The organism is Achromobacter sp. ESBL13 (assembly GCF_036668755.1).
GTDB lineage: Bacteria > Pseudomonadota > Gammaproteobacteria > Burkholderiales > Burkholderiaceae_B > Achromobacter.
On sequence record NZ_JAZEVT010000001.1, the window covers coordinates 1,584,550 to 1,600,885 of the forward strand.

The 16,336-nt window shown below is 65.9% G+C and carries 13 protein-coding genes; 4 read left to right on the top strand and 9 right to left on the bottom strand.

Features of this window, described 5'->3' with window-relative positions:
- Positions 1-21: 21 nt before the first annotated feature.
- From V6F88_RS07020 to V6F88_RS07040, 5 genes are read right to left on the bottom strand one after another with little or no spacing between them, the layout of a single operon-like run.
- Positions 22-780, bottom strand: coding sequence for an iron ABC transporter ATP-binding protein (locus V6F88_RS07020; protein ID WP_332608606.1), 759 nt, complete (start codon positions 778-780; stop codon positions 22-24).
- Positions 777-1,736 (bottom strand): iron chelate uptake ABC transporter family permease subunit, encoded by a 960-nt coding sequence (locus V6F88_RS07025; protein WP_332608960.1) that lies wholly within the window; start codon positions 1,734-1,736, stop codon positions 777-779. The genes V6F88_RS07020 and V6F88_RS07025 overlap by 4 nt, the downstream gene beginning before the upstream one ends.
- A 25-nt stretch (positions 1,737-1,761) precedes the next feature.
- Positions 1,762-2,754 (bottom strand): ABC transporter permease, encoded by a 993-nt coding sequence (locus V6F88_RS07030; RefSeq protein WP_332608607.1) that lies wholly within the window; start codon positions 2,752-2,754, stop codon positions 1,762-1,764.
- Positions 2,755-2,785: 31 nt separating this feature from the next.
- On the bottom strand, positions 2,786-3,736 hold the full coding sequence (locus V6F88_RS07035) for a siderophore ABC transporter substrate-binding protein (RefSeq protein ID WP_332608608.1): 951 nt from the start codon (positions 3,734-3,736) through the stop codon (positions 2,786-2,788).
- A 58-nt stretch (positions 3,737-3,794) separates the two neighbouring features.
- Entirely contained in the window at positions 3,795-5,816 is a 2,022-nt protein-coding gene (locus V6F88_RS07040) for a ligand-gated channel protein (protein ID WP_332608609.1), read from the bottom strand.
- A gap of 211 nt (positions 5,817-6,027) precedes the next feature.
- On the opposite strand from V6F88_RS07040, the gene V6F88_RS07045 reads away from it, so the two are divergent.
- Positions 6,028-6,741 (top strand): response regulator transcription factor, encoded by a 714-nt coding sequence (locus V6F88_RS07045; RefSeq protein ID WP_332608610.1) that lies wholly within the window; start codon positions 6,028-6,030, stop codon positions 6,739-6,741.
- Positions 6,741-8,195 carry a sensor histidine kinase gene (locus V6F88_RS07050; protein WP_332608611.1) on the top strand — a complete coding sequence of 485 codons (1,455 nt, stop codon included), beginning with the start codon at positions 6,741-6,743 and terminating at the stop codon, positions 8,193-8,195. Before V6F88_RS07045 ends, V6F88_RS07050 begins: the two co-directional genes overlap by 1 nt.
- Here the strand turns inward: V6F88_RS07050 and V6F88_RS07055 are convergent.
- The 4 genes from V6F88_RS07055 to V6F88_RS07070 form a co-directional block, all read right to left on the bottom strand.
- A complete protein-coding gene (locus V6F88_RS07055) occupies positions 8,185-10,446 on the bottom strand; it encodes a TonB-dependent receptor domain-containing protein (protein WP_332608612.1) in 2,262 nt (753 codons plus the stop codon). The two genes, V6F88_RS07050 and V6F88_RS07055, sit on opposite strands and share 11 nt — an antisense overlap.
- A gap of 209 nt (positions 10,447-10,655) precedes the next feature.
- A complete protein-coding gene (locus V6F88_RS07060) occupies positions 10,656-11,474 on the bottom strand; it encodes a TatD family hydrolase (protein ID WP_332608613.1) in 819 nt (272 codons plus the stop codon).
- A gap of 48 nt (positions 11,475-11,522) precedes the next feature.
- On the bottom strand, positions 11,523-12,227 hold the full coding sequence (locus V6F88_RS07065; RefSeq protein ID WP_046805775.1) for an ABC transporter ATP-binding protein: 705 nt from the start codon (positions 12,225-12,227) through the stop codon (positions 11,523-11,525).
- Positions 12,220-13,452 (bottom strand): lipoprotein-releasing ABC transporter permease subunit, encoded by a 1,233-nt coding sequence (locus tag V6F88_RS07070; RefSeq protein ID WP_332608961.1) that lies wholly within the window; start codon positions 13,450-13,452, stop codon positions 12,220-12,222. Before V6F88_RS07070 ends, V6F88_RS07065 begins: the two co-directional genes overlap by 8 nt.
- 178 nt (positions 13,453-13,630) lie before the next feature.
- Here V6F88_RS07070 and V6F88_RS07075 point away from each other — a divergent pair, with 178 nt between their 5' ends.
- Complete coding sequence (locus V6F88_RS07075) at positions 13,631-14,575, top strand: hypothetical protein (protein WP_332608614.1); 945 nt, start codon at positions 13,631-13,633, stop codon at positions 14,573-14,575.
- On the top strand, positions 14,557-16,257 hold the full coding sequence (recJ, locus tag V6F88_RS07080; RefSeq protein WP_332608615.1) for a single-stranded-DNA-specific exonuclease RecJ: 1,701 nt from the start codon (positions 14,557-14,559) through the stop codon (positions 16,255-16,257). Before V6F88_RS07075 ends, recJ begins: the two co-directional genes overlap by 19 nt.
- The last annotated feature ends 79 nt before the right edge of the window (positions 16,258-16,336 follow it).

Below are 16,336 nucleotides of genomic sequence, written 5' to 3' on the forward strand. Positions count from 1 at the left end.
TTGCGAGCCGCGCAACGCCCCTTAGCGGTAATACACGCAGATGCGCTTGCCGCCGATCTCGTGCACGTCGATCGGCAATTCATACAGCGGGCTCAGCACCTCGGGCCGGATCAGTTCGGCCGGGGTGCCTTGATACGCCACCCGCCCCTGCCGCATGGCGACGATGCGGTCTGCATAGCTGGACGCGAAATTGATGTCGTGCAGCACCAGCACCACCGTCTTGCCCAGCTCGTCGGCGGCGCGGCGCAACGTGCCCATCATGGCCACCGCGTGCATCATGTCCAGGCTGTTCAGCGGTTCGTCCAACAGCACGTAGCGCGTGTCCTGGCACAGCACCATCGCCACAAACGCCCGCTGGCGCTGCCCGCCTGACATTTCATCCAGATAGCGGTCCGCCAGGGGTTCCAGGTTCAGATACGCCAGGGCGCGGTCGATGTGGGTCTTGTCGGTTAGCGTCAGCCGCCCACCCGTATGCGGATAGCGGCCAAACGCCACCAGGTCGCGGACGGTCAAGCGCAGTGGCAGGTGGTTGTCTTGCCGCAGGATGGACAGGCGGCGCGCCAGCTCGCGGCTGTCCGCGCGCATCACGTCCAGGCCGTCCACGTGGATGCGCCCGGCGGATGCGGGCAGCAGGCGGCTCACCATGGACAGCAGCGTGGACTTGCCCGCGCCGTTGGGACCGATGATGGCGGTGACGCCGTTGGCGGGCAGTTGCAGCGTGACGTCATCCACCACCACGCTGTCGCCGTATTGCTTGCTGACCTTGTCTATTTCTATCATCGGCGCCCCTTGCGCAGGATCAGGGCGAGGAACATCACGCCGCCCACAAATTCGATCACCACGCTGACGGTGGTGTTCAAGCCCAGCACGCGTTCCAGCAACGTTTGCCCGCCAACCAGAAAGATGACGCCCAGCAAGGTTGCCGCCGGCACGGTGTAGCGGTGCTTGTCGGACCCCATCGCCTGGTACGCCAGGTTGCTGACCAGCAGGCCGAAGAAGGTGACCGGCCCCACCAGCGCGGTGGACACCGAAACCAGCACCGCGATTGCACCCAGCGTCAGCAGCAGGCTGCGGCGGTAGTCCACACCCAGGTTCACGGCAATGTCCCGCCCCAGCGCCAGCACGTCGTAGCGGTGGCGCAGCCGCCAGATCACCAGCGTGGCCGCGCATACCGCCGCCATGGCAATCGGCAAAAGCGACACGCGCACGGCATTGAAGCTGGCGAACATGCGGTCTTGCAGCACCAGGAATTCGTTGGGATCGATCAGCCGCACGACAAAATTGGACAGGCTGCGAAACAGCAGGCCGAACACAATGCCCACCAGCATCATCAGGTGCAGGCTGCGCACCGCGTCTGAAAACAGCCATCGGAACAGCAGGCAGGCAAACGCCGTCATCGCGCACACTTCCAGCATGAAGGCCGCCACGGGATGATGGGCCGCCGTGGCGGCCTGGCCGAAGCCGAACACGACCACCGCCTGAATCAAGAGGTACAGCGCATCGAAGCCCATGATGGCGGGCGTCAGGATGCGGTTGTGCGTGATGGTCTGGAACAGCACGGACGACACGGCCACGGCATACGCCACCAGCACCATGGCCACCAGCTTGCCGCCACGAAACGGAATCACGAACGACCACTGGCCATTGGCGCCCAGGCTCAGGTACGCCACCACGCAGGCCAGCGCCACGGCGGACAGCCATAGCAGCCGCGCGCGCTGCGGTGAGCGTGCACGCATCTGCACGGCGGGCAAGATAGCCGGATCAGCCAAGACGAGTCCTTTTCAAACGCAGCAGGCACAGGAACAGAATGCTGCCGACGACGCCGACCACGGTGCCGATCGGGATTTCGTAAGGGTGGATCACCAGCCGCCCGATGATGTCGCAGGCCAGCACGAAGACGCCGCCCAGCAAGGCTACCCATGGGAGGGAGCGACGCATGTTGTCGCCCAGCACCAGGCTGACGGCATTGGGCACGATCAGGCCCAGGAAAGGTATGCCGCCCGCCGTGACGACCACCACGGCCGAAATGGCGGACACGATAAGCAGGCCCACGAAGGTCAGGCGCGCGTGGTTCAAGCCCAGGTTGGACGCAAATTCGCGGCCCATGCCGGCGACCGTATAGCGGTCGGCGGCAGCATAGGCGGCGCAGGCCAGCGCAAAGCCGATCCACAGCAATTCATAGCGGCCGCGCAGCACGCCCGAGAAATCACCGGTGGTCCAGGCGTGCAGCGATTGCAGCAGATCAAAGCGAAAGGCAATGAAGGTAGTGGCTGCGTGGATGACCCCGCCCAGGATCAGGCCGATCAACGGCACGATGAACGGCGTGCGCAGCGGCACGCGGCGCAGCAAGGCCAAAAACAGCAAGGTGCCGGCCAGTGCAAAGGCCGTGGCCGCCATCATCTTGCCGATTACCGGCGTGTCGGGCGCCAGCAAGGTAATAACCAGGATGCCCAGCGTGGCCGATTCGACGGTGCCGGCCGTGGTGGGCTCCACAAAGCGATTGCGCACCAGCATCTGCATGATCAGGCCCGCCACCGCCAGCGCCATGCCGGCCAGCAGCAGGGCCAGCGTGCGGGGCACGCGGCTGACCATCAGCAGGCGCCAGGCGCGCTCGGCCTCTTCGCCGCTGCCCCACAGCGCCGAGACGGACAGCGTGCCCGCCCCCAGGCCGACACTAACCGCGCACAGCGCCAACAGCACCATCACCGCCACCGTCAGGCCACCCCACCCGCTTATCATGCGCCGCCAGGTCATCGGCGCCCTTCCTTTGCCCAACCCATGCTGCTTACTTTCGCGGCGCCAGCGCGGCCGCGATGTCGTCCACGTTCTGCTGCATGGCCGTCAGCCCGGCGCTGCCCAGCAGGTACCAGTTAAAGCCGTTCAGATACACCACGCGCTTGTTCTTCCACGCGGCGGTGGCGCGCACCAGGTCGTTGTCCAGCATGCGCTGGGCCGACACGCCTTCGCGGCCGATCGCGGCATCGCGGTCAATCACGAAAAGCCAGTCGGGGTTCGTCTCGGCAATGAATTCGAACGAGATGGCCTGGCCGTGGTTGGACACGTTCAGTCCCTTTGCCGCCGGCTTGATGCCGAATGCATCATGAATGACGCCAAAGCGCGAGCCCGGGCCGTAGGCGCTCATCTTGCCACCCGTGGTCAGGATGACCAACGCCGTGCCGGCCGAAGCGGCCTGGCCGTGCAGCGCGGAAATCGATGCGCGCAAGGCATCCAGCTTCTGGCGCGCTTGCGCCTGTTTGCCGTAGATGGCGGCCAGCGTTTCGGTGTTGCGAGTCACGCTGCCCACCAGGTCGCGCGGGTCGACGGTCAGGTCGATGGTGGGCGCCAGCTTGGATAGCTCGTCGTACTTGGGCGCGGAGCGGCCGGCCACGACAATCAGCTGCGGCTGCGCCGCATGGATCACCTCATAGTTGGGCTCAAACAGCGAACCGACCTTCAGGTAGCGCGGGTCGGCATATTGCGCCAGCTGCGGTGGCAGCTTGGCGGCCGTGGGCACGCCGGCCACTTCCACGTCCAGCGCGTGCAGGGTGTCCAGCACCGCCATGTCCATCACGATGGTTTTGGTGGGTTTGGCCGGCACGCTCGTCTGCCCGCGTGCGTGTTTGACCGGCACGGTGGCTTGCGCCATGCACGCGCCAAAGGCGGCGGACAGGGCCAGCGCGGCGCCTGCCTTCATCAGCCGGCGTCGGCCACGGCCGGTGTTTTGCTGCATCGTCATACGTACCTCTTTGGCTTCGCGGGGAAGCAGGAATCGCCCCCCTGTTCATTCATCGCGATCAGAATTTCACGCCCACGCCCAGCCAGTAACGGCGGCCGTCTTCGACGTATTCGTAATCGTCATACGTGACCTGCTTGTCGAACAGGTTGTAGATGCCGGCATACACCGACACGGTCTTGTTCACCGCGTACGACGCGCCCATGTCCACGAAGGTGTAGGACGGCGCCACCACCGATGACGACGATGCGCCCGTGGTCGGCTGGCTTTCCTTGCCGCGATAGTTCACGCGCGCCCACGCTTGCAGCGCATCGGACGCCTGCCAGTCCACCGTGGTGGTGAACAGGTGCTTGGGCAGCTGGTTCAGCGGCTCGCCCTTGTACTGGCCCGACTTCTGTTCCGACTTGGTGAACGTGTAGCTGCTGGTCAGCGACCAGTCACGCGCCAGCGGCAGCTTCATGCTGGCTTCCACGCCGCGCGACACCGCCTTGTCCACGTTCATGTAGGTGGTGGGGTTGGAGCCGAATTGGTTGGGGCCTTCGGTGCATTGCGACAAGGGGCACGCCACGCGGGTGATCTTGTCCTTGAAGTCGTTGTTGAACAGCGTGACGCCGGCGTTAAAGCCTGCGCCATCGTCGTACAGCAGGCCGATTTCTTCCGTGACCGACTTCTCGGGCGTCAGGTCCGGGTTGCCGTACATATTGCCGCCCCGGCTGACCTGGCCCCAGCCCGCCACCGTCTGGCGCAGGTCCGGCGCGCGGAAACCGGTGGACACGCCGCCCTTCAGGGTCCAGCGGTCGGCCAGGTGCCACACGCCATACAGACGCGGGCTGAAGTGCGTGCCGAAGTTCTCGTCTTCGTCCATGCGCAGGCCGGCGGTGACGGCGAACTTTTCGGTCAGGCGCCATTCGTCTTCGGCGAAAAGCGCCCACTGGTAGCGGTCGATCTTGTTGGGGCCGCCCGACAGCTGGTTGCCGGTCTGGTCGTTCAGGCGCTGGCTCAGGTAGGTGCCGCCCAGCGTCAGCATGTGCGAGCCCAGCGGCAGCGTCCAGCTGGTTTGCAGGTTCAGGTTCTTGACCTTCATCTGGCGCGAGCGGTTGTCGAATTCTTCTTCCTGCACATAGCTGTCCGACACCGCCCAACCCCAGCGGCCGGTATGCGACAGCGCCCACTTGTTGCTGCGGTAGTCGTTCTGCGCCGAGGCGGGGCAACCGGTGCGCGCGCAAGCCTCGCCCGGCGCCAGGGGCGCGACCGTCTTGCCCAGCGTTTCCTGGATTTTCTGACGCATCGTGGTCGCTTCCAGCACGATGTCGTGATCACGGTTGGGCGTCAGCGCCAGCTTGGCGGTGACGCTGTCGGAATTGCGCTTGCGGAATCCATCAACGATATTGTCTTCGTCGCGCTGCGAGGCCTGGCCGTAGATTTGCAGGCCTAGCAGGTCGCTCTTGATGGGGCCGGCCAGGTAGAAGTTGCCCTGGTAGATATCGCCCGACTTATTGCTTTCCTGGATGGTGGTGTCCATCCGGATTTCACCGTGCCATTCCTTGGGCACCTTGCGGGTAATGATGTTGATGACGCCGCCCATGGCGTCCGACCCGTACAGCGATGACATCGGGCCGCGCACGACTTCAATGCGTTCAATGGCGGCAAGCGGCGGCGTCCAGCCGCCTTCGACCCCGGCGGAGTCGGAATTGGTGCGGGTCTCGCGCGAGCTTTGGCGCTTGCCGTCGATCAGGATCAGCGTGTACTGCGGGCCCATGCCACGCAGGCTGATGTCCTGGCGGTCACCGCCGCCGGTAACGATCACGCCCGGCACGTCGATCAGTGCGTCATTCACGTCGCGGTAGAACTTCTTGTCCAGGTCTTCGCGGGTGATGACGCTGATGGAAGCCGGCGCGTCCTGGATCTGCTGCTCGAAGCCGCTGGCCGTGACCACCACGGTGTCCAGCGTCTTGGCTTCACTGGCGGCCTGCGCCCACGAAACGGCCGGCGCCATGCCCAGGCCGGCCGCGCACAATGCCGCGGCCAGCTGCGTGCGCGATGTCAAAACACGGCCGCCCAAGGCCAGATCGTTGCTGCTCATGATGCTTGTTTTCTCCCGTACCAGCGCCCTGCCGCACCCCGCGTGTGACCTCGGCGCTGCCTCTTATTTCTTAATGAAAACTATTCTCATATTAGAATTGAGGCTTTCGGAACCGGGCAAACACCTTTCCGCAACTTTTATCTTCTTCAGACTTCTTGACACTTCGGCGGGCGGCCATCGGCCAAACTACCGGGTGCGGAACACACCACGGATGCTCTTCTCCCAATCAGCGGTAGCGCGCCGCATCCTGCTCATCGACGACGACGTCGAACTGGCGCAGATGCTGCGTGAATACCTTGAACCCAACCATTGCGTGCTGACCCTGGCGCATACGGGCAGGCAGGGGCTGGCCCTGCTGGCGCAGGACGACTACGACCTGATCCTGTTGGACCTGATGCTGCCGGACGGCAGCGGCCTGGACCTGCTCAAGCAATATCGGCAGCGCTCGCGCCGCCCCGTCATCATGTTCACGGCGCACGGCGGCGAAACCGACCGCGTGCTTGGCCTGGAATTCGGCGCCGACGATTACCTGGCCAAACCCTTCAGCCCGCGCGAGCTCAAGGCCCGCATCACCGCCGTGATGCGTCGCTTTGAAGAGGTGCCTGAAACCACCAAGCCCAGCCTGACGCTGGGCGCGCTGTCGCTGGACCCGGCCTCCGGGCGCGCCTGCCTGGACGCGGAAGAGGTGCTGTTGACCGGTGCCGAACAACGCATCCTGGAACTGTTGATGCGCGCGCCCGGCCAGGTCGTGGCCCGCGAACAGATCGGCATGTATGCGCTGGGCCGGCGGCCCGACCGCTATGACCGCAGCATCGACACGCACATCAGCGCGCTGCGCAAGAAGCTGCGGCTGGATCAGGCCAACGGCACGCTGTCGATCCGCAATCTGCGCGGCCTGGGCTACGTGCTGGCGGGCGCGGCCTGATGCGCTGGTTATTGCCGACGCGGTCACTGTTCTGGCGCGCGTTCCTGACCTTCTGGTCCGCGATGGCCATCATCCTGGTGTGCGGCATGCTGTTCACGGCGGCCGTGGCTTGGTATCGCATCAATTCGCTGGACGGCCTGAACCCGGGCAGTCTGACGCACGACGCCGCCCAGGTGGCGCGCATCCATGGCAAAGACGGCCTGGAACGCTGGGTGCAAGCGATGGACCAGCGCTATTCCGCGCTGAAGATCTACATCCTGGACACGGACGACCGTGAAATCCTGGGCCGCACGCTGCCCGCGCGCATGCATGACTGGCTAAGCGCTTACCGCGCGGCGCCCGACCGGCCCGTGCCGGCGGACCTGACGCAACCCGATCCGTCTGTTCAGCGCGTGTCTTGGTGGCAGCCGCAGCTGCTGGTGCTGCCGGACGGGACCGAACTGTTGATGCTGTTCCTGCCGTTCGATTCATCGCACTGGGAAGTCCTGGGCCTGTCACCCGTGGCGCTAGCCTTGCTGCTGTTCGCCCTGGCGGTGACGGCCCCGTTCTGCTGGGCGCTGACCCGCCACGTGACGGCGCCCTTGACGCAGCTGCGTCACACCACGCAGGCGCTGGCGGCCGGCCATCTGGGCGCCCACACGCCGGCCAAGCTGGCCGGCCGCAAGGACGAACTTGGCCTGTTGGCGCGCGACTTCAACGCCATGGCCGACCGCTTGAAAGCGGTGGTGGATACGCGCGAACAACTGCTGCACAACATCGCGCACGAATTGCGATCTCCGCTGGCGCGCCTGCGCCTGGCCAGCGAATTGGCGCGGCGCAAGGACGAACGCCAGGACGTGCAGCTGGACCGTATCGAACGGGAATGCGAACGGCTGGACGCGCTGGTGGGCAGCACGTTGCGGCTGGCGCGGCTGGGCGCGCTGCCCGAACCGAACGACACCCTGGACCTGGGCGATATCGTCAGCGCCGTGGTTGAAGACGCCCGCTTTGAAGCGACCACGCTGCAAGTGCGCATCGTCTGGGAACCGCCGCCGCCGGTGCTGATCACCGGCGAGCGCGACAGCTTGTCCAGCGCCATCGAAAACGTCATGCGCAACGCGCTGCGTTTCGCGCCGGCGCACAGCGCCATCCGCGTACGGCTGATACAGAACGCGAATTACGCCTGCGTGGAAATTGAAGACCGAGGGCCCGGCGTGTCGCCGGAGGATCTGGAATCGTTGTTCGAACCGTTCTTTCGCGCGGCCTCGGGCGCCAAGACGCCGGGCTCCGGAGCGGGCCTGGGCCTGTCGATTGCCCAGGCCGCCGTGGCCGCGCACAAGGGCCGGATAGCGGCGCGGAACGTGTCGCCGCACGGGCTGGCGGTGCGCATTGAAGTGCCGCATCCGCTGCCCGCTCAGGCGCCTGTTCCACTGCCTGTTCCGCTGCCTGGCTCCCCGCCCCCGATCAGAACGTGATGTTGGCCGACACCCACAAGCGGCGCCCTTCCAGCACCTGCCGATAGGAATTGGTCCAGTTGGCGTTGGCGGCCGGGGGCGTTGCGCCTACCTGGGTCGGGCCGTAGTTCACGAAGTTCTTGTCGAACAAGTTGAACACCGACGCCGACAAGGTCACGTTCTTATTGACGACGTATGAGCCGCCCGTGCTGGCCAGCCAGTACGGGTTGTAGAACACCTGTTCTTTTTCCCAATCCATATCGTTGAACTGCTTGGCGCGGTATTCGCCGCGCGCCCACACGTTGAACTGGTCGTTGATGCGCCAGTTAAGGCCCAGGTTAAGTGCGTGGCGCGGTTGCGAGCCCAGCGGTTGGCCCTGCTTGGCGCCCGAGGTCACCTCGCTGGCGGTGAGGGTGTAGTTGCCGTTGAACGACACGCCGCCGCCCAGCGGCACGCGTCCACCCAGCTCGAAACCCTGGATTGTCGCGGTGTCGACGTTCACGCGTTGCGAGAAATTGGCCACCGGGATGCCGTTGCGTTCCCACACGCCCAGGTCCAGGCAGCCCGCGGCCGGGCCACCCACCGCCAGGCAGTTGGGCACGTTCTGGCTGTCGATCTTGTCTTTGAACTTGGTGTGGAACGCGGTCAGGTTGCCCGACAGGCCTTCCCCATCGTCAAACAGCAGGCCCAATTCGGACGCGGTGCTGCTTTCCGGCTTCAGCTGGGAATTGCCCAATAGCGGCATGGTGCCTTGCGCGCCCAGGCCGATGATGCCGTCGGTCATCAGGTTGATGTCGGGCGTCTTGTAGCCCTTGCTGACCCCCCCCTTCACCGTCCACATCGGCGTCGCGTTCCAGACCAGGTAGCCGCGCGGACTCCACTTGCCGCCGAATTGCTCGTTGCGGTCGTAGCGCGCACCCGCCGTCAGGGCCAGGTCGTCCACGATGCGCCATTCGTCTTCGGCGAACAACGCCCATTGGTACTGGCGCTGGTCCAGCGGCGCGGACACCAGCGTGTCCTTGAAATGCTGTTCGCGCCATTGGCCGCCCACCGTGAGGTTATGGCGTTCATTGAACAGCGGCATCGTCCACTTGGTGTCGAACACCCAGTTGTCGTATTCCAGGTCGCGCTTGTCGCCATCGGTCGGGCGGCGCGGCGCGTTCATCGGGTTGGTGCGGCCGATGGTTTCGGTCGTGTCATAGACGAAGCTGGTATCGGAACTGACCGACCCGCTGTAGCGGCCCAGGTGCGTCAGCGCATAACGCTGGCGGTTGAACTCCATTTCCGGGTCGTAGCCGCCGCCCTGGCGATTGGGCGCGATGCTGGTGTTCAGCGTGCCCAGTTCGCCGTTGGCGTTGTCATAGGTTTGCCAGTTGCTGTCCACGTCGAACAGCACGTCGTGGTTGCGGTTGGGCGTGAGCGCCAGGCGCAGGCCCACGTTCTGTTGCGTGCTGTCGCCCAGGCCGGAAAAGCTGGCGATGTCGCCGGTGTAATTGCCGCTGTTGTATTCGGCCTGGTTGACCGGGTAGCTGCCGTTGGCGCTAAGCCGGCGGTAGTGGCCGCCACGCAGCGTCAGGCCCAGCTTGTCGGTCTTGATGGGGCCGCTAAGGTAGAAGGCCGCGCCATAGTTGTTGCCGTAGGTGTTGTCCCCTTGCGCGGTGCCGTCCAGCGTGATCTGGCCGGTCCAGTCCTGGCTGACCTTGCGCGTAATGATGTTGATGACGCCGCCCATCGCGTCCGACCCGTACAGCGTGGACATGGGGCCGCGCACGACTTCGATGCGTTCAATGGCGGCCATCGGCGGGATGAAGTTGGTGTCGACATCGCCAAAGCCGTTGGGACGTGCCCCCGAACTGTTCTGGTTCAGGCGCTTGCCGTCAACCAGCACCAGCGTGTAGTCGCTGGGCAGGCCACGGATGCTGATGTTCATGCCGCCTGCCTTGCCGCCCCGCTCGACCGTCACGCCTTCGACGTCGGCAACCGCATCGGCCAGGTTATGAAACGGGCGCGTCTCCAGCTGCTCGCGCGTGATGACGGAAATGGACGCCGGCGCGTTCTTGATTTCCTGTTCGAAGCCGGCTGCCGTTACCACCACGGTGTCCAGCTGTGCCACGCCCATGGTGTCTTCCATGGCGCCGGCCGTGTTTTGCGCGTGCGCCGCGCATGACGCGGTGATGGCCAGCGCCAGCGGCAGCAAACGGAAGCCAGGACGGGTGGAAGGACGGGAAGGACGGAACGCGACGAAGTCTTTAGTGCTTTTCTGAGTCGACATGGGGAATCGGGACAACCACCCAAGGCGGGTGGCGCGCAGAGCGCTGATTGGGAATTTCAGTGAACGGCAATGATAGGCATTCCCAATATGTGATTCAACTTTTTGTCAGCTTTAATTCAGTTTTTAGAAAGTTTTAAGAAATTTCTTGGATCTTTGATGTATCCAGACGACAAAATGCCGCCTTCCGGCGGCATCATGCGGGGACGCGTTCAGTTGTCGCCGGCCAGGATGGCGGCGGGCAGCCGCGGCAGGACGCGCATGGCGTTGGCGGTGGTGGCGTGCGCGACCTGGGCGGGCGTGATGCCGCGCAGTTCGGCCAGCACAGCGGCGATGCGCGGCAGCTCACCCGGCCGATTGCGGCGCTGCGGCCGGTGCAGCCAGGCGGGCGGGATATCGGGCGCGTCGGTCTCCAGCACCAGGTGGGACAAGTCCACATCCGCCGCATGGCGACGAATCTGCAAGGCCCGCTCGTAGGTCATGGCGCCGCCCATACCCAAGGCAAAACCGTGGTCGATGAATGCTTGCGCCTGTTGCGCACTGCCATTGAAGGCATGCGCGATGCCGCCAACGGGACCATGGCGGCGCAGGTACTTGAGCAGGATGTCTTGCGAACGGCGCACGTGCAGCAGCACCGGCAGCTTGAACTCGGCGGCCATGGCCAGCTGCGCGGCATAAAAGCGTTCCTGGCGTTCGCGCGGTTCCCCCGTGGCAATCTCGGGCACGAAAAAATCCAGGCCGATTTCGCCGATGGCGACAAAGCGGGGGTCGCCCAGGCATTGCTTGATGGTGTGGCGCAGAACGTCCAGGTCAGCATCGTTGGCGCGTTGCACGTACAGCGGGTGGATGCCCAACGCGTAAGCGCCCCCGGCGATCTGCCCGGCCAGCGCCTGCACCACGGAGAAGTTGGCGCGTTCGACGGCGGGGATCACGATGGACCCCACGCCGGCTTCGCATGCGTGGTCGGCTACCTGCTGGCGGTCGGCGTCGAACTCGGCAGCGTCCAGATGGCAGTGGGTGTCGATCAGCATGGGCGGGGTCTCCTAGGCGCCATTATGCGCGCCACCAGCATGGCCCTGCTACCCCGACACCAGCCGGCCGTTTTCCATCAGCAGTTGGCGGTCCGCACGGGCGGCCAGTTCCGGGTCATGCGTAACGATGGCGAATGCCGTGCCCGATTCCTGGTTCACGCGCGTCAACAGTTCGAACATCTTGTGCGCGGTGTTGCGGTCCAGGTTGCCGGTGGGTTCGTCGGCCAGCACGCAAACAGGTCGCGTGACCAGCGCGCGCGCCAGGGCCACCCGCTGGCGTTCGCCGCCCGACAACTGGCCCGGGAAATGGTCCTCGCGCGCGGCCAGGCCCACCAGCGCCAGCACTTCGCGCGCGGCGGCGCGAGCCTTGTCGCGGGTTTCGCGGCGCACGATCAGCGGCATGGCCACGTTATCCAGCGCCGAGAATTCCGGCAGCAGATGGTGAAACTGATAGACAAAGCCCAGGCTGCTGTTGCGCACGGCGCTTTTCTTGGCTTCGGACAAACCCACGGCCAATTTGCCGTCAACGGACACCGAGCCACTGGTGGGCACGTCAAGCAAGCCCAGGATGTGCAGCAAGGTGCTCTTGCCCGAGCCGGAAGCGCCCACGATGGCAACCATCTCACCGCGCGCCACCGACAGGCTGACGTTGCTGAGCACGTCGATGCGGGCGGGGCCTTCGTCGTAGTACTTGACGATGTTCTCGGCCTGCAACGCGGGCGTCAGGGCGTCTGCGTTTGGAATCTTAATCATGGCGCAGCACCTGTGCCGGTTGCAGACGCGAGGCGCGCCAGCTGGGATACAGCGTCGCCAGCAACGACAGCACCAGCGACGTCAGGCCGATGGTGGCGATGTCGCCCATTTGCGGGTCGGACGGCAACGCACTGATGAAATAGACTTCGCGCGGCAGGAAATGCACGCCCAGCATGCGCTCGATGAACGGCACGATCACATCCACGTTGTACGCAATGGCAATGCCGCCCACCACGCCCAGCAGGGTGCCGATGACGCCGATCATCGCGCCTTGCACCAGGAAGATGCGCGCCACTTCGCCCGGCCCCGCGCCCAGCGTGCGCAGGATGGCGATGTCGGACTGCTTGTCTTTCACGGCCATCACCAGCGACGACAGCAGGTTGAACGCGGCCACCGCCACGATCAGCGCCAGGATCAGGAACATCATGCGTTTTTCGGTTTGCACGGCGGCGAACCAGGTGCGGTTGTTGCGCGACCAGTCGCTGGCCATCACGTAGGGCGGCAGCACCTTCTTCAGTTCGTTGGCAACTTCGGGCGCCTTCTGCATGTCGGCAATGCGCAGCCGCACGCCGGCCGTGCCGCTTTCACGGAACACGCGGGCAGCGTCCTGGTTATCGACAAACGCCAGCGACGAATCGTATTCATAGTGGCCGGACGAGAACACGCCCACCACGGTGAACTGGCGCATGCGCGGCGCAAATCCCGCTGGGCTGATCGAGCCTTGCGGCGCCATCATCAACAGCGTGTCGCCCACTTTCACGCCCAGCCCGTCGGCCAGTTCGTTGCCCAGCACCACGCCAAAGCCACCGGCTTTAAGATCGGTCAGCTTGCCCGACACCATCTGGCGAGGCAGGTCCGACACATTGCCTTCGGTGGCCGGGTCGATACCCCGCACCTGCACACCGCGCAACGCCTGCCCCCGCACCAGCATGCCCTGCGCCGCCACGAAGGGCGCGCCGGCCTTGACCTGGGCGTTTTGCTCGGCGGCGGTGGCGAACTGCTGCCAGCGCTCAAGCACCTGTTCGGGCAAGGCGCCGGGAATATAGAGTTCGATGTGCGGCAGCACCGACAACATGCGGTCGCGCACTTCTTTTTGGAAACCGTTCATCACGGATAGCACCACGATCAAGGCGGCAACGCCCAGCGCGATGCCCGCCATGGAGCTGGCGGCGATGAAGGAGATGAAGCGATCGCGGCGCCCGCGTCGCTGGCGGATTCGGGCCATCCCGGCATAGCGGGCGCCTATCCAGAGTTCGTAGGGTATTTTCAGCACGTGCGCATTATGGCATTAACGGCCTGGAAATCGCGCCGCGGATGTGCGGTTCCACGACCAGCCGTGTCAACCTATGGCAGCCGCCACCGCCGCTTAGTTCCCGCCGCCCGGGCGGACTACAATCGCGGCCATGCTGATCGTCATTCCGGGCGCCCTGCCCGCCCTTCCCGTTGCCGCCGAACTGGCCAAGCTGCTGCCCGAACGCGCCCCCACGCTGCACCGCTGGTTGCTGGCCGGCACCGCCCGCGCCGCCCCCTTTGATGTGCGTGCCGCCGGCTGCACGGCCTTTGAATCGTGGCAACTGACCCGCGCGGGCTACCGGCCCGAGCCCGGCCTGCTGCAAGGCGCGGGCCTGGGTCCGTTGCTGGCCGCAGACCAGGCCCCGGCCGGCCAGGCCGTGTGGCTGGCCGAGCTGGTCCACCTTGCCCTGGGCGCGGACCAGGCCAATCTGCTGGACCCCGGCCAGATGGATCTGCGCCCCGAAGAATCCGCCGCCTTGCTGGACACGGCGCAGCCGCTGTTCGACGGCACCGGCTTTTCCGTCCAGCCGCTGTCCCCGCAGCGCTGGCGGCTGACCTTGCCCGACGGGCTGCGGCCGCGGACGGCATCGCCACTGGTCGTGGCGGGGCATCGCTTGAATGAATGGTGGCGCCAGGACGCGGAAACGCGGCCGTGGCGGCGTTTGCTGAATGAAATACAGATGGCGTGGCACGAACACCCCGTCAACGACGAGCGCGCCGCGCGCGGCCTGCCGCCCGTCAATGCGCTATGGCTTTACGGCGGCGGTACGCCCTGGCCGGTGGCCGCGCCCGGCCCCGAACGCGTGCTGACCGGCCTTGACGCGCCCCAGCGCGCGGGCGATTGGGCCGCCTGGCTTGACGCCCTGACCGAACTCGATACGCAGCATTTGCGTCCCCTGGCGGGCAAGCAGGGCATGCCTGACACGCCCGCCGAACTGCTGCTGCTGGGCGACGACCGCCAAGTCGCCCTGACCCTGAAACCGCGCGGGGGCCTGCTGGGCTTGCTGCCCGCGCCCAAGAAAAACTGGAGCGCCTGGTGGTCTCACCCCGCTTAACGACTCGCCACGCCGACCTGGACGCCTGCCGCATCCTGGAAGCGTCGGGCATCCATCCCCTGCTGGCTCGCCTGTGGGCCGCCCGCGGCGTCACGCATCCTGATCAGACCAAGCTGGCGTGGCCGTCGTTGTTGCCGCCCGCCGGCCTGACCCATTCCGCGCACGCCGCCGGTGTTCTTGCCGACGCCATCCAGGCCGGCAAGAAGCTCTTGATCGTGGCCGACTACGATTGCGACGGCGCCACCGCCTGCGCGGTCGGGCTGCGCGCCTTGTCCGCCATGGGCGCCGACGTCGACTTCCTGGTGCCCAACCGCTTTGAAACCGGCTATGGCCTGTCGCCCGCCGTGGTCGACTTGGCCGTGCGCCACCGCAGCGGCAAGCCCGACATCATCATCACCGTGGACAACGGCATCGCCAGCGTGGACGGCGTGGCCGCCGCCAACGACGCGGGCATCGGCGTGGTCATCACCGACCACCACCTGCCCGGCGACACCCTGCCCGACGCGCTGGCCATCGTGAACCCGAACCAGCCTGGCTGCGGCTTCCCGTCCAAGAACCTGGCGGGCGTGGGCGTGATCTTCTACATGATGCTGGCGCTGCGCGCCGAGCTGCGTCGCCGTGGCGTCTACCCGCCCGATGGCGGCCCGCGCCTGGATGCGCTGTCCGACCTGGTGGCGTTGGGCACCGTTGCCGACGTGGTCAAGCTGGACGCCAACAACCGCCTGCTGGTCACGCAGGGCTTGCAACGCATGCGCAGCGGCCGGCTGCAACCCGGCCTGCGCGCGCTGTTTGCCGTGGCCGGCCGCGAACCGCGCAGCGCCAATGGTTTCGACCTGGGCTTTGCGCTGGGCCCGCGCATCAACGCGGCGGGCCGCCTGGCCGACATGAGCCTGGGCATTGCCTGCCTGACGACGGACGACGAAGCGCAAGCGCTGGAAATGGCGCGCGAGCTCGACAACATCAACCGCGAACGCCGCACGATCGAAGCCGAAATGCGCGAGCAGGCGCTGGCCGCCATGGAAGCGCCCAATGCGGCGGCGGGCGCCACGGTCTGCGTGTTCGACCCCGGCTGGCACCAGGGCGTGGTGGGCTTGGTGGCCTCGCGCCTGAAAGAAAAGTTCTGGCGCCCCACGCTGGCCTTCGCACCGGCGGGCGATGACGAAATCCGCGGCTCGGGCCGCTCCATTCCCGACGTGCATCTGCGCGACGCGCTGGACCTTGTGTCCAAGCGCCACCCCAACCTGATCCGCAAGTTTGGCGGCCACGCCATGGCGGCCGGCCTGACGCTGGGCCGCGCCGACTTCCCCGCCTTCGCGCCCGCGTTCGACGCCGCCGTGCGCGAGCTGACCGGCCGCGACACCTTCGAACCGGTCATTGAAACCGACGGGTCACTGGAGTCCGGCTACGCCAACGCCGAAATCGCCGGCATGTTGCAGCAGCAGGTCTGGGGCGCGGGCTTTGCCGCCCCCCTGTTCCTGGACGAATTCACCGTACGCAACCAGCGTCTGGTCGGCGAAAAGCACCTGAAGCTGTCCCTGGAACGCGGCCACCAGCGCTTTGACGCGATCTGGTTCGGCCACGACCAGTCGCTGCCTGAACACATCCAGGCGGCGTACCGCCTGGAGCAGAACGTGTGGAACGGCATGGTGTCGGTGCAGTTGGTGATCGAGCACGCGGGGTAAAGCCCGGGGGGAAGCCGACGCCGGCACGATCGCTTCCAAACCGGCGATCCGTCCCCCCCTGTTGCAACACGCGTCCGCG

Coding starts and splice junctions, on each gene's coding strand:
- V6F88_RS07025 (WP_332608960.1), bottom strand. CDS start 1,736: ATGCGTGCACGCTCACCGCAGCGCGCGCGGCTGCTATGGCTGTCCGCC.
- V6F88_RS07040 (WP_332608609.1), bottom strand. CDS start 5,816: ATGAGCAGCAACGATCTGGCCTTGGGCGGCCGTGTTTTGACATCGCGC.
- V6F88_RS07045 (WP_332608610.1), top strand. CDS start 6,028: ATGCTCTTCTCCCAATCAGCGGTAGCGCGCCGCATCCTGCTCATCGAC.
- V6F88_RS07030 (WP_332608607.1), bottom strand. CDS start 2,754: ATGACCTGGCGGCGCATGATAAGCGGGTGGGGTGGCCTGACGGTGGCG.
- V6F88_RS07060 (WP_332608613.1), bottom strand. CDS start 11,474: ATGCTGATCGACACCCACTGCCATCTGGACGCTGCCGAGTTCGACGCC.
- V6F88_RS07055 (WP_332608612.1), bottom strand. CDS start 10,446: ATGTCGACTCAGAAAAGCACTAAAGACTTCGTCGCGTTCCGTCCTTCC.
- V6F88_RS07070 (WP_332608961.1), bottom strand. CDS start 13,452: ATGGCCCGAATCCGCCAGCGACGCGGGCGCCGCGATCGCTTCATCTCC.
- V6F88_RS07075 (WP_332608614.1), top strand. CDS start 13,631: ATGCTGATCGTCATTCCGGGCGCCCTGCCCGCCCTTCCCGTTGCCGCC.
- V6F88_RS07020 (WP_332608606.1), bottom strand. CDS start 780: ATGATAGAAATAGACAAGGTCAGCAAGCAATACGGCGACAGCGTGGTG.
- V6F88_RS07050 (WP_332608611.1), top strand. CDS start 6,741: ATGCGCTGGTTATTGCCGACGCGGTCACTGTTCTGGCGCGCGTTCCTG.
- V6F88_RS07035 (WP_332608608.1), bottom strand. CDS start 3,736: ATGACGATGCAGCAAAACACCGGCCGTGGCCGACGCCGGCTGATGAAG.
- V6F88_RS07065 (WP_046805775.1), bottom strand. CDS start 12,227: ATGATTAAGATTCCAAACGCAGACGCCCTGACGCCCGCGTTGCAGGCC.